The following is a 12,852-nucleotide window of genomic DNA, read 5'->3' as shown; positions in this document are numbered from 1 at the left end:
TTTAAATCATCGAGAAGCTTAGCTAATAGGTCAGCACTGGTAACAAAACGACAACTTATGCTACCTTGCTGAAAATGAAAATCGTTATCAGGAGAAAATGATGGATGCATTGGAACTGTTACTTAATCGCCGCTCGGCGTCGCGCTTAGCCGCTCCAGCCCCAGCAGGCGAGGTATTGGATCACATTATTCATGCAGGAATGCGGGCGCCCGATCATGGCACACTCCAGCCATGGCGCTTTGTTTTAATCCAAGATAAAGGGCTGGAACGCTTTAGCCAATTGCTACAGGATGCGGTCAAGCACGATGGCTCTGATGATGCGGTGTTGGAGAAAGCAAGACTGGCTCCTTTCCGCGCGCCATTAATCATTACTGTTATTGCCCATGTCACAGAAAACCCGAAAGTCCCTAATTGGGAACAAATCGTTTCTGCCGGTTGCGCGGTGCAAGCGATGCAGATGGCGGCTCTGGCTCAAGGGTTCAATGGTATTTGGCGCACCGGCTCCTGGACGCACCATCCTGTTGTTCGTCAGGGGTTTGCTTGCCGTGAACAAGATGAAATCGTCGGTTTCCTGTATTTGGGGACACCGCAATTGAAATCAGCGACCAAAGTAACGCCGCCAGATTACTCGACTTTTGTCCGCTATTTCTGAAATTTACTATGCGAAACTGCGCAGCCTGTCGCTTTTATCGGCAATAAGCTGCGTTTTCGCCCGCTTTGTGACCAACCTATCTGCCCGACCGCGGCTCTCTACTTACTAAGCTAAGCTATAGGCGCTACCATAGACACCATGGATGCATATACCCGTCATACTTCAAGTTCCATGTGTGTTGGCTACGTTCAATTACCCGAATCACTTACTCATGTAAGCTCATCGGGTTCTCTCGCTTGCCGCCTTCCTGTAACTCGAATTATTTAGGGTATATATATCTTTAAACTGGTTATTACTGAATCATCAGATGGGAGAGTGCCATGACATCGCCAGCGATACGTCTTACTCAATACAGCCATGGAGCGGGTTGCGGTTGCAAAATTTCGCCCAAAGTTTTGGATAAAATTTTACATTCGGAGCAGGAAAAATTCCTCGATCCTCGCCTGCTGGTGGGCAATGAGACCCGTGATGATGCTGCTGTTTATGATATTGGTAATGGGGTCGGTATTATCAGCACCACCGACTTTTTTATGCCGATCGTCGACGATCCCTTTGATTTCGGGCGCATTGCCGCGACTAATGCCATCAGTGATATTTATGCCATGGGCGGCAAACCGATTATGGCTATTGCAATTTTGGGGTGGCCAATTGATAAACTGGCCCCCGAAGTTGCTCAGCAAGTCATTGAAGGTGGGCGATATGTTTGCCAACAGGCAGGGATTTCGCTCGCGGGTGGGCACTCTATTGATGCACCGGAGCCTATTTTCGGTTTGGCTGTCACCGGTATTGTCGGCACTGACCACGTGAAGAAAAACAGTGCCGCAAAAGCAGGATGTAAACTGTTTCTCACCAAACCATTGGGGATTGGCATCCTAACCACGGCCGAGAAAAAAAGTCAATTACGGCCGGAGCATCAAGGGGTTGCAACCAAAACCATGTGCCAGTTGAACAAGTCTGGTGCTGACTTTGCGCATATTCCCGGGGTCACTGCCATGACAGATGTGACAGGGTTCGGCTTGCTGGGCCATTTAAGTGAGATTTGTCAGGGGTCAGGTGTCCAGGCGACATTGCATTTTTCGGCTATCCCGCGTTTACCGGCGGTTGAAGAATATATTGCGGCGGGGTGTGTTCCGGGGGGAACTGGCCGCAACTTTGACAGTTATGGTCATCTGATTGGCAAAATGTCCGATTTACAGAAGAGTTTACTCTGTGACCCGCAGACATCCGGCGGCTTGCTGTTAGCGGTCTTACCAGAAGCTGAGGCGCAAGTACATGAAATTGCAGCTCAACATGACTTGGTGCTCAGTGCTATTGGCGAGTTAGCTACGGTGGATAGTCGTCGAGCACTGATTGAGATAACAGAATGATTTTTCCTTTGCTGCCCTTTTTTTTGATGCATTCGCGCGGTAAATGATGCGACTTTTTATTGCCGAAAAGCCCAGTCTGGCACGGGCGATAGCGGATATTTTGCCAAAACCGCATCGTCGGGGTGATGGATTCATTGCCTGTGGTAATGATCAAATGGTGACCTGGTGTGTTGGTCATTTATTGGAACAAGCTCAACCCGATGCTTACGACAGCCGCTATGCGCGTTGGTCATTAGCGGATTTACCGATTATTCCTGAAAAATGGCGATTGCAGCCGCGCCCCTCGGTGAGTAAACAATTGAATGTTATCAAACAATTGTTGCAACAAGCCGATGAAGTCGTTCATGCGGGTGACCCTGATCGCGAAGGTCAACTTTTAGTTGATGAAGTCTTGGATTACCTCGATTTAGCGGCAGAAAAGCGGCAAAACGTACGCCGGTGTTTGATTAATGACTTAAACCCGCAGGCTGTGGTGCGCGCGGTAGAACGTTTGCGTTACAACCGTGAGTTTATCCCGCTTTGTGTTTCAGCATTGGCCCGAGCCAGAGCCGACTGGCTATATGGCATCAATATGACTCGCGCCTATACTATTCTTGGGCGCAATGCAGGCTATGATGGCGTGCTGTCGGTTGGCCGTGTTCAGACGCCGGTATTAGGGCTAGTGGTACGCCGCGATGAAGAAATTGAAGATTTTGTCGCCAAAGATTTTTTTGAGGTAAAAGCCCATATCGTCACGCCGGCTGATGAACGTTTTGTGGCGTTATGGCAACCGAGTGATTCTTGTGAATCCTATCAGGATGAAGAAGGGCGCTTGTTACATCGCCCACTGGCAGAACACGTCGTTAACCGCATAACAGGTCAGCCAGCGGTTGTAACGTCCTATAATGATAAACGGGAATCAGAAACCGCCCCGTTGCCATTCTCTCTTTCTACTTTGCAAATTGAGGCGGCAAAACGATTCGGATTGAGCGCGCAACAAGTGCTGGATATTTGCCAGCGATTATATGAAACGCACAAATTGATTACCTACCCGCGCTCGGATTGCCGATACCTACCAGAAGAACATTTTGCCGGACGTCATTCAGTGCTCAATGCTATCAGTATTCATCAGGCAGACCTTTTGCCGCTGGAAGTGATGGACAGTGACCGGCGTAACCGCTGTTGGGATGACAAAAAAGTCGATGCTCACCACGCGATTATTCCAACAGCGCGCGCCAGCAAAGTGAATTTGACGGCCGATGAGAGCAAAGTTTACCGATTAGTCGCGCAGCAATATTTGATGCAGTTTTGTCCTGATGCGCAATTTCGAAAATGTGTTATTGAACTGGATATTGCAGGCGGTAAGTTTATCGCCAAAGCTCGTTTTCTGGCGGAGGCAGGTTGGCGTACCTTGCTTGGCAGTAAAGAGCGGGATGAAGAGAATGAAGGCGCGCCATTGCCGGTGGTTGAGAAAGGCGCTGAGTTACTGTGTGAACGTGGCGAAGTTGTTGAACGCCAGACCCAGCCGCCGCGGCCATTTACTGATGCCAGTTTATTATCAGCCATGACCGGCATTGCCCGTTTTGTGCAGGATAAAGAACTGAAAAAAGTATTACGCGCTACCGATGGTTTAGGAACGGAAGCCACACGAGCAGGGATTATTGAACTACTGTTCAAACGAACTTTTTTGTTTAAGAAAGGCCGTTATATTCATGCCAGCCCGGCAGGACGAGCATTAATTCATGCATTACCCGATATCGCTGCTCGGCCCGATATGACGGCTCATTGGGAATCAACACTGACGCAAATCAGTGAAAAAAACTGTCGCTATCAGGATTTTATGCAACCGCTGGTGGCCACATTGCAGGATTTAATCAGTCAGGCAAAACAAAATCGGTCGCCTCAGGTTTTTCGTGGGTTGCCAGCCGCTCCTACAGGGGCGATAAAGAAACGCAAGAAAACGCCGACCAAAACCAAGGAGACTAAGTCATGAAAATATGGGTAATGCTAGGGTGCATGGGGTTTGCCACACTTATTTCTGGCCAGGTTTTGGCAAACCGGAATAATGTTGATGTCGTCGTTCCTTTACCTCCCGAAGTTTGGAATAACTCATCAAATCGCAACAGTAATCCGTGTACCCGTTGCTGTATTTATCAAAATCAAAACTATTCGGAAGGTGCAGTATTGCGGGTTGAGGGTGAAGTTTTACAATGTGTGCGGGACCCTAATGTGATCGGAACTAACCCATTGATCTGGAAAAGATTAACCCGATAGCTAATTACTTTTTTTGGCGGATAAAAGCTTCTAATAATGGAATGTCGGCGGGTGCCAGAGGGTAGTTATGAACATCCTCTGGCATTAGCCAGACGAGGGCAGAGTGGCAATGTAAAACAGGCTCACCATAGAAGCTTTCAATGTGCCAGGCATGCAGTCGAATGATGCCTTTCGGTGAATCCCACTGATTAGTCGCAATATATTGGGTTATCACCGCGTCAATATTTAACTCTTCGGCAAGTTCGCGTATCAATGCTTGCGGTTGGCTTTCTCCAGCCTCGACTTTCCCGCCAGGGAATTCCCATAAACCCGCCTGGTCGCGATGTAAATCACGTTGCGCCAATAAAATTTTACCGTTCCGTTCAATAATCCCCGCGACGACATCAATCATTTTTATTTGCCTGACTACAGTGGTTTATTTATTTCGTTTAGATGTGCCCTATAAGCAAATAGGGCATAGCAAAATCTGGCGTTATTAGAGTGCGAATTCAGACCATACTGGAGCGTGGTCTGAGGGTTTTTCCATGCTTCTAATATCGTAATCAATACCTGTGGCAATGCAGCGAGCTGCCAGAGGGTGGCTCGCCAATAATAAATCTATGCGTAAGCCTCTATTTTCGTCAAAACCACGCGAACGATAATCAAACCATGAAAATTGGTCATTACAATCAGGATTTGCTGCACGGAATGTATCCACTAGCCCCCAATTTTGTAAACGCTCCAGCCATGCACGTTCTTCAGGCAGGAATGAACACTTGCCCGTACGCAACCAGCGTTTGCGACTCTCTTCGCCAATACCAATATCCAAATCTGTTGGACTGATATTGATATCTCCCATAATCAGTACTTGGGCATCAGATGACAGTTGCTGCTCCAAATACTGCTGTAAGTCAGCATAAAAACGCTCTTTAGCAGGAAACTTTGTGGGGTGGTCACGGCTTTCTCCTTGAGGGAAATAGCCATTAATCACGGTTAAAGGACCTTGCGGTGTCGCAATGTCAGCCATAATAATACGGCGCTGCGCATCTTCTTCATCGGTAGGAAAACCGCGTCGTACGGCCAAGGGTTCATTCTTGGTTAACAATGCAACGCCGTAATGGCCTTTTTGTCCATGATAATAGACGTGATAACCATGTTGACTGACCTCTTCAAGCGGAAACATATCATCATGTACTTTTGTTTCTTGAAGCCCAATAACATCGGGTTGATGTTGTTCGATTATTGCAGCCAGTTGATGTGGTCGAGCACGTAGGCCATTGATATTAAAAGAGACAAACTTCATGGTCAGCACCGTATGTTCGCTAGAAATGATTCCGAATATTAGCAGATACCGAATGAAAATGTAATCCATAATAAGAGAATGCCTCTAGGCTATTATAAAAATTAAACAATGAAAAATCACTGAAAGAAAAAATATTTAAAAAAATAGATTACTGATCCTATATAAGGTGAAAAAAATAACTATATTATTCACCATTAAGTTTCACTGGGGTTAAATATAGATTTACTTTTCACTGGTATTATTTATAGCATTAATCACTATAGAGTTATTTTCGTATTTTTCAAATCATCATAAATTTATTGTCATATTCTCGCGGTGATTATCATCATGAGAATCTATTGGTTTATCTCACTCTTCTCCTTGTGTGGGAAAATGGATTCAGCTGCAAAAAAAGTTCCTGCAAATATTAACTATTTTGTCAATTATAAATATTAGCAGTGACGTTTATTTTTTCATATTTGATGGCATTAACTGATTTTGTAACAAGGAGAATAAAAAATAGTTATTTGATATCATAGATCTACATCGGATTGTCTGTTAAAAATGTTTGTAATGTTAGGGTGATAATACACAAAATCGCCAAAACTTTGATTGCAAAAAATGTAACTTCACGTCGTTAGTGTCTACGCGACAATAATTTTTGATAATATATCTATAAATTATTCTAAATCCAACGGGTGTTTTTTTTATTATATATCAAAGAATATCTACAGTTAGCATTATACACGTAGGCATGCTTGTTGTTTTTTCTGATTAATTTTTACGCAAAGCAAAGGATTGGTGAATTATGTTTCTATCTCGTAAGTTTGAAGCCTTTATGGCTGTAGTTGAAAATGGTTCGCTGAGTAAGGCTGCAAGAGTAATGAATAGAACTACACCCCCTGTAGCAAAGTCTATAAAAGACTTTGAAAGCATAATAGGCAAAAAATTATTTAAACGAGAAAAGTTTGGTATGAGTTTAACTCGGGATGGCGAGGTTTTATATAATGATCTAAAAGATTTATATCAGCAAGAAAAAGAAATAACCAAAAAACATCTTACTGGTCATGTTTCTAATGTTATCAATATTTATTACGACTGGGGGAAAAGTGAAAAGCTGACGAAGTTGTATAAAGTCGCTGAGAAAAATAACATCCAAGCTAATATAATAAAATTTTATTATGAAAATATTGATGAGATTGGAGATTATGATGGAAACTCGCTGATACTCTCATCAGAAAAAATCCCCAGTGACAGATTTATACTATTGAATGAAGTCCCAGATAGTGGCTTTGGTATTTATGGCAGAAAAGATATAATTAATGAAAGTCCAGATATAATAAATATCCTTCATAATAATACGTGGCTGTGTAATCCTACATTATATAGAAGTAAATTTGTTAAGGATTTAGAGGAATTGGTTAAAAAACAACATGATAAAGTCAGTGTTAGACAGGTAGATAACTTGGCTTGCTGTTTGGATTTTATCTATTCAGGTAGATATATCTGTATTACAGACTCTATCATGGATAATTTTAATGGTGATTCAAAATTGGATTTCATAAACTTAGCTAATTTCCAAGATGAAAACAAACTGTATTTTTACAAATCAAGGTCACATTCAAGCGTACTAAATGGATTAATTGATTATATTTATAGTTTGGTATAACCATACAATGTTATTTATTTTTCAGAGAAAATGATTAATTTATCCCTGATCGGAACTATTCGGGATAATTTGATTGATTATAAAATAGAAACACTATGAGGAGATGGTGGTGGGGGAAGGATTCGAACCTTCGAAGTCGATGACGGCAGATTTACAGTCTGCTCCCTTTGGCCGCTCGGGAACCCCACCACTGATTTCGTGATTTAATGAATGATACTTGGCCGTGCTATTCCTTTGAAGACTCTCATCTTTCCCTTAAGTGCTTATCTGAACTCTTGATGCTGAATCAGCTTGCTGTTTAAGGTTAAAAATGGTGGTGGGGGAAGGATTCGAACCTTCGAAGTCGATGACGGCAGATTTACAGTCTGCTCCCTTTGGCCGCTCGGGAACCCCACCACTGGCCTATCTGCTTAACAATACTGTCTTGGTAAGCGGGGCGCATCATATCAAATGAAGCGCCGCTGTAAAGACTTGAAATGAAAAAAATAATTCGTTCGATGTTTTTTTGTCCGTGACGATGATTATATGGACAAAAAATATCGATTTATTGTGTATTTACAAAATAACAGTTCGGTTACCGTAAACAAAAACCCGCTGTGCTAATACACGATAGAGCGCCCGGCTCAATACGTTTTTCTCGACATCACGCCCGGCACGCATCATATCTTCTGCGGTATATGAGTGATCAACATGAATCACATCCTGCATAATAATTGGGCCTTCATCCAAGCTGTCATTGACATAATGCGCTGTAGCACCAATGATTTTCACACCTCGCTCGTAAGCTTGATGGTAAGGACGTGCACCAATAAAGGCAGGTAAAAAAGAGTGATGAATATTAATAATCTGATATGGGAAGCGCTGCACAAAAGCGGGTGTCAACACGCGCATATATTTTGCTAATACAACATAATCTGGCTGGTATTGTTCTATTTGTTCAATCAACAGTTGATCATGCTGGTCACGGGTCAAACCTTCATGGCTAATAAGATGGAACGGAATATCAAAACGCTCGACCAAATGCTGTAATTCACTATGGTTGCCAATGACGGCAGCAATCTCAACATCCAGACCGCCGTAAGCGCTTTTCATTAATAAGTCACCCAGGCAATGTGCTTCTTTGGTGACCATAATGACAATGCGACGACGCCCAGCAGTATGCAGCTCGCGATTAGTCCCTTCCGGTAATGCGTCGTCCAGATCGGCGAGCAAGGTGGTATCGTTAAAAATACCTTCAAGCTCTGTACGCATGAAAAAGCGACCCGTCAGATGATCGACGAACTCATTATTTTGCACGATATTGAGTTGGTGTTTGTAGCAAATATTAGTGATTTTTGCGATTAAACCTTTGGCATCAGGGCAAATGGTGCGTAACACTTTCTTTTGTACATTCTGGTGTGGCATAAGGTGGTAAATCCTGTCTTAACATGACTTGATGTTATGTAATTGTTTGATGTTACGGCCAATAAGAGACCGATCTTACTGTTAGCGCCCGCAGCATTTCTTATGTTTTTTCCCCGAGCCACAAGGGCATGCATCATTTCTACCCACAGATGGCCGGATTCCGTCAATATAGTACCAGTGTTCATTTATGCGAAGGAAGCGAGAACGTTCATGCATGGAGCTTATCTGGGTACTATTTGTATCAGTATTGTTTGTATCGGTATTGTTTGTATCAGAAAAACGAGCGATAAACTCAACAAATGCTTCATCATCACGATCACTCTCGATTTCAGCAATGACAGTTAATCCGTGCCATGTCGTATTATTAAAACTTTGAATTATTCCATCACGCCATTTTTGCGCATTGCAGTCGGGATGCCAAGTATTGACCAGATAATCCACATTCTTTTTCACGTAGGCGCTATAGCGGGAACGCATCAATATCGCCGGGTTAACCGCAACTAGAGTACCTAGAATATAAGGTTCACAACATTCTTGATATTCAAGTGTACTGCCGCAAGGACACTGTTCTGACAAAATTTCTCCAAAATAATCAATATGCCGTGATCACCGCGAGTTACTCATTAACGGCAGATCAGCACAAGCAAAGCCGAGCTGTTGCGAATAGGGGGTATCTTACCTAATCATGTGTTGAGGTTCAAAGCTGATAGCCTCGTAAGAGACCGAGTGTAATCATAAGTTTTGTGACTTAACTCACAAAAATACTTGACCGCCGTTTCATTTTGGATTAACTTTACAACTGTGATGTGTATCACATAAAAATAAAGATATGACTGGAGCTAGCCATGAAACTGATTAACAAAGTTATCGCAATGTTCGAAAAAATGAATGTCTCATTCGGTACTATTAACGGTTAATTATTTCGTTATTAATATATTAGTCTTCATAATATTCTGGACGAAACTCGGTTCATAGGTGATGGTTCTGAGCTTATTGCAGACAGACCATAAAGTAACAATGCACTGTGCATGACCTGTTTCTCGTGTTTGTTTTTATCAGATGATATTTCGCCTGTTGAGCGCGTGATCCTGAATATTAACTCTAAATAGCTACCATTAAGGTGGCTATTTTGCTTTTTATCTTCTGTTGATGATAATAAAATTAAAAGAATATAATTAATAAATTAGTTGTATGTCCTTCATATATGTTTCTTATGTTTTACTCATTGATTGGGGTATAACTTTTTCACCATAAATATACTCAATGGATCATAGGCATAATGGCCGAGTTGAGTTGTCAATTCAAAACCTAGCCGTTGATATAAGCATATTGCTTCAGGCTGGAATACTCCCGTTTCAAGATAAATTTCCTTTGTTTTTAAAGTATTAGCTTTGTCAAATAGGGCGGTTATCAGCAATGATGCAATACCGTGACCTCGGCAATCTGGCGTGACAAAAATGCGTTTAACTTCAGGGGCGCTATCCCCATGTAGTACCAGAATCGCGCATCCGATAATGCGGCCTTCCCACTTCGCGACATAAATATATGCTTTTATCTGAGCCATATGCTCTATAGGCTCCGCATGATTGTTTTCTGCGGGCTAGAGTGCAGATTGGTACGCATCTAATTGATTAATTAGTGCAACAATCTCAGAAATAAACCGATCAATTTTGCATATTTCAATATTCATCGTATGTCTTTTCGTCCCCGCGCTATATCTTAGCCATGAAATGTAAAGTATTTGTATCAAAATAGCAGAAGAATAAATATTCACTATAATTATATAAGTAAGGCTGTGAAGTAAAAGAATAAATACCCATTTTATTCCCTAGCTACAGCAAGGTTAATATCAACTAAATTGACTATCAACGTGCAGGGTGTGAGGCGTTACATTTATTTGCTTTTTCAGGGTAGGGGATGTGCCAAAGTGATTCGAAATGGATGAAACACAATGAGAAAAAGTAAGGTTGGATTGGCACTGGGAGCTGGCGCTGCTAAAGGATGGGCACATATTGGTGTCATTAATGCACTGAAAAAGATGGGCGTAGAGATTGATGTGGTCGCTGGGTGCTCAGTTGGCTCATTAGTTGGTGCAGCTTACGCCAGTGATCACCTGGAGGTAATGGAATGCTGGGTGCGCTCATTTAAATACTGGGATGTTATCCGAATGATGGATTTTTCGTGGCGGCGTGGTGGGCTACTGCATGGGAAGCGCGTATTTAGTGTGGTAAATGAAATTATTGAAGTACAAGATATCGCCGAATGCGCATTGCCTTTCGGGTGCGTGGTAACAAATTTAACCACTGGTCGGGAGCTATGGCTTACAGAGGGGGATATCAAGCAAGCTATCAGAGCATCGTGCAGTATGCCTGGGTTATTCTCACCTGTTTTGTTAGAGGGATATTGGCTTGTTGATGGTGCAGTTGTTAATCCGGTTCCAATCTCTTTGGCCAGGGCTATGGGGGCTGATATCGTTATTGCGGTTGATTTGCAGCATGATGCACATCTTATTGCGCAAGATATATTTTCTCCACAAACACTTGAAAGCAAGCTTGCGGAGATCCCGGATAATTGGCACCGGCGCTTGAAAGCACGGATAACGAACCTAACATCTAGCCCGCCAAAGAATGCACCCAGCGCAATGGATATTATGTCTACGTCGATACAAGTATTGGAAAACCGATTGAAACGTAATCGTATGGCCGGCGATCCTCCTGATGTCCTTATTCAGCCTTATTGTCCACAAATATCAATGTTGGATTTTCACCGTGCGGATGAAGCCATTGCTGCCGGAGAATTGGCCGTGGAGAAGTGCGCGGAACAGTTATATCCCCTGATAAAGCACAGATAGCATAAGTCGGTGTCGGCAAAATAGCGCATAACAATTTCTGACAAGCACAAACAATCATTTTGAGCCACTATTACCATTAAGGTCAGTAAGAGAAGCAGTACATGGAAAAACCACTAGTAGGTAAAAATATTTTAGTCGTTGAGGACGAAACAGTTTTTCGCTCAGTCATTGCGGAATTCTTAGGTTCACTCGGCGCGACAGTGCACCAGGCGGAAAATGGACTGGTGGCTTTAGAACGATTAAAAACTCAGGTTCCTGATCTGATACTGTGCGATCTGGCTATGCCAGTGATGGGAGGGATAGAGTTTGTTGAGCGTTTACTCATTCAAGGGGTGAAAATTCCCATTCTGGTTATATCAGGAACCGATAAAATGACGGATATTGCTAAGGTTCTGCGTCTAGGTGTAAAAGACGTTTTGCTGAAGCCAATTGTCGACTTAAAACGCTTGCGAGAAACCGTATTGGCCTGCCTTTATCCTGCATTATTTACCTCCCATGCAATTGAAGAAACTGAACTTATTCAAGATTGGGAGGCGCTGCGCCAAAATCCTTATTATGCCGCTCAGTTATTAAAGCAGCTCCAACCTCCAGCACAACAAACAATTGCTCACTGCCGCATAAACTACCGGCAATTGACCATGGTTGAGAAACCGGGGTTAGTCTTGGATATTGCAGCATTGTCAGACAAAGATGTCGCTTTCTACTGCCTTGATGTTACACGGGCGGGAGATAACGGCGTTTTAGCCGCTTTATTGCTAAGGGTATTATTTAATGGGATTCTTCAAGAGCATTTAGCACATCAACAACACCGTCTACCACAGATGTCATCTTTACTCGAACAAGTTAATCAGCTCTTAAGACGTACTCATTTAGAGGGGCAATTTCCTTTGCTGATGGGCTATTACCATGTGGAGCATCAAAATTTGATACTGATTTCCGCTGGGTTACATGCCAATGTCCATGCAGGTAAACATCAGATTCAACTCAGTAATGGCGTGCCTTTAGGAACATTAAAAACAACCCATTTAAATCAAATTAGTCAGCGTTGCGCTGCATGGCAGTGCCAAATTTGGGGCGGAGGGAGTCGGTTACGGTTGATGCTGTCCGCGGATGAGCCAGCCGTGCTATGAAAACAGAATAATGAGTTTAATAAATCAATATATTGACACATTTGTTTACGACTACATCTATCTTAATATAAATGGTTCTATAACGAATCTGTGAAATAAGCCCAATATGCTTCAATCGATGTGTATAACCGAGATGTAATAATTATCGGTTGATATACTTTCTTCCTTACTTATATCTGAAAATTTTCAACCTGCTTTATTTTTACAGGCAATAAGATACGTCGCCTCAGGCTAAATTAAGGTTAGTTACTGATAATGACCTGTA

Annotated in this window: 12 protein-coding genes and 2 tRNA genes; 7 read left to right on the top strand and 7 right to left on the bottom strand. The window is 42.7% G+C overall.

What is annotated here, in order from left to right:
* The first annotated feature begins 100 nt into the window (after positions 1–100).
* The 4 genes from OVO64_RS04360 to OVO64_RS04345 all read left to right on the top strand — a co-directional run bounded on the left by OVO64_RS04360 (position 101) and on the right by OVO64_RS04345 (position 4,272).
* Positions 101–652, top strand: coding sequence for an NAD(P)H nitroreductase (locus OVO64_RS04360; protein ID WP_145509997.1), 552 nt, complete (start codon positions 101–103; stop codon positions 650–652).
* Between the two features lie 320 nt (positions 653–972).
* On the top strand, positions 973–2,019 hold the full coding sequence (gene selD, locus OVO64_RS04355; RefSeq protein ID WP_038633252.1) for a selenide, water dikinase SelD: 1,047 nt from the start codon (positions 973–975) through the stop codon (positions 2,017–2,019).
* Between the two features lie 46 nt (positions 2,020–2,065).
* Complete coding sequence (locus OVO64_RS04350) at positions 2,066–3,991, top strand: DNA topoisomerase III (RefSeq protein WP_186377449.1); 1,926 nt, start codon at positions 2,066–2,068, stop codon at positions 3,989–3,991.
* On the top strand, positions 3,988–4,272 hold the full coding sequence (locus OVO64_RS04345; RefSeq protein ID WP_038633246.1) for a DUF1496 domain-containing protein: 285 nt from the start codon (positions 3,988–3,990) through the stop codon (positions 4,270–4,272). Before OVO64_RS04350 ends, OVO64_RS04345 begins: the two co-directional genes overlap by 4 nt.
* A 4-nt stretch (positions 4,273–4,276) precedes the next feature.
* On the opposite strand, the gene OVO64_RS04340 is transcribed toward OVO64_RS04345, so the two are convergent.
* Both OVO64_RS04340 and xthA read right to left on the bottom strand, forming a co-directional pair.
* The gene (locus tag OVO64_RS04340; RefSeq protein ID WP_050291750.1) at positions 4,277–4,663 is read right to left on the bottom strand and encodes a pyrimidine (deoxy)nucleoside triphosphate diphosphatase; all 387 of its coding nucleotides are present in this window, start codon (positions 4,661–4,663) and stop codon (positions 4,277–4,279) included.
* A gap of 84 nt (positions 4,664–4,747) precedes the next feature.
* Complete coding sequence (xthA, locus tag OVO64_RS04335; RefSeq protein WP_038633240.1) at positions 4,748–5,554, bottom strand: exodeoxyribonuclease III; 807 nt, start codon at positions 5,552–5,554, stop codon at positions 4,748–4,750.
* A gap of 787 nt (positions 5,555–6,341) precedes the next feature.
* Here xthA and OVO64_RS04330 point away from each other — a divergent pair.
* Entirely contained in the window at positions 6,342–7,202 is an 861-nt protein-coding gene (locus OVO64_RS04330) for a LysR family transcriptional regulator (protein ID WP_038633237.1), read from the top strand.
* A gap of 104 nt (positions 7,203–7,306) precedes the next feature.
* On the opposite strand, the gene OVO64_RS04325 is transcribed toward OVO64_RS04330, so the two are convergent.
* The 5 genes from OVO64_RS04325 to OVO64_RS04305 all read right to left on the bottom strand — a co-directional run bounded on the left by OVO64_RS04325 (position 7,307) and on the right by OVO64_RS04305 (position 10,170).
* A tRNA-Tyr gene (locus tag OVO64_RS04325) sits at positions 7,307–7,391 on the bottom strand.
* 122 nt (positions 7,392–7,513) lie between these two features.
* Positions 7,514–7,598 (bottom strand) — tRNA-Tyr (locus OVO64_RS04320).
* A gap of 159 nt (positions 7,599–7,757) precedes the next feature.
* Positions 7,758–8,606, bottom strand: a complete 849-nt coding sequence (gene purU / locus OVO64_RS04315; protein WP_038633234.1) for a formyltetrahydrofolate deformylase — start codon at positions 8,604–8,606, stop codon at positions 7,758–7,760.
* Between the two features lie 81 nt (positions 8,607–8,687).
* Positions 8,688–9,182 carry a YchJ family protein gene (locus OVO64_RS04310; RefSeq protein WP_038633230.1) on the bottom strand — a complete coding sequence of 165 codons (495 nt, stop codon included), beginning with the start codon at positions 9,180–9,182 and terminating at the stop codon, positions 8,688–8,690.
* Positions 9,183–9,828: 646 nt separating this feature from the next.
* Entirely contained in the window at positions 9,829–10,170 is a 342-nt protein-coding gene (locus tag OVO64_RS04305; protein WP_186377481.1) for a GNAT family N-acetyltransferase, read from the bottom strand.
* A gap of 387 nt (positions 10,171–10,557) precedes the next feature.
* Here OVO64_RS04305 and rssA point away from each other — a divergent pair, with 387 nt between their 5' ends.
* Both rssA and rssB read left to right on the top strand, forming a co-directional pair.
* Positions 10,558–11,457: a patatin-like phospholipase RssA gene (gene rssA / locus OVO64_RS04300; protein ID WP_038633223.1), complete on the top strand. Its 900-nt coding sequence runs from the start codon at positions 10,558–10,560 to the stop codon at positions 11,455–11,457.
* A 101-nt stretch (positions 11,458–11,558) separates the two neighbouring features.
* Positions 11,559–12,587: a two-component system response regulator RssB gene (gene rssB, locus OVO64_RS04295; protein WP_145510248.1), complete on the top strand. Its 1,029-nt coding sequence runs from the start codon at positions 11,559–11,561 to the stop codon at positions 12,585–12,587.
* Positions 12,588–12,852: the final 265 nt, after the last annotated feature.

This window comes from Yersinia sp. Marseille-Q5920 (genome assembly GCF_946902935.1).
GTDB lineage: Bacteria > Pseudomonadota > Gammaproteobacteria > Enterobacterales > Enterobacteriaceae > Yersinia > Yersinia rochesterensis.
Note: the sequence above shows the minus strand (reverse complement) of the source record. Positions and strands in the feature narration are given on the sequence as shown.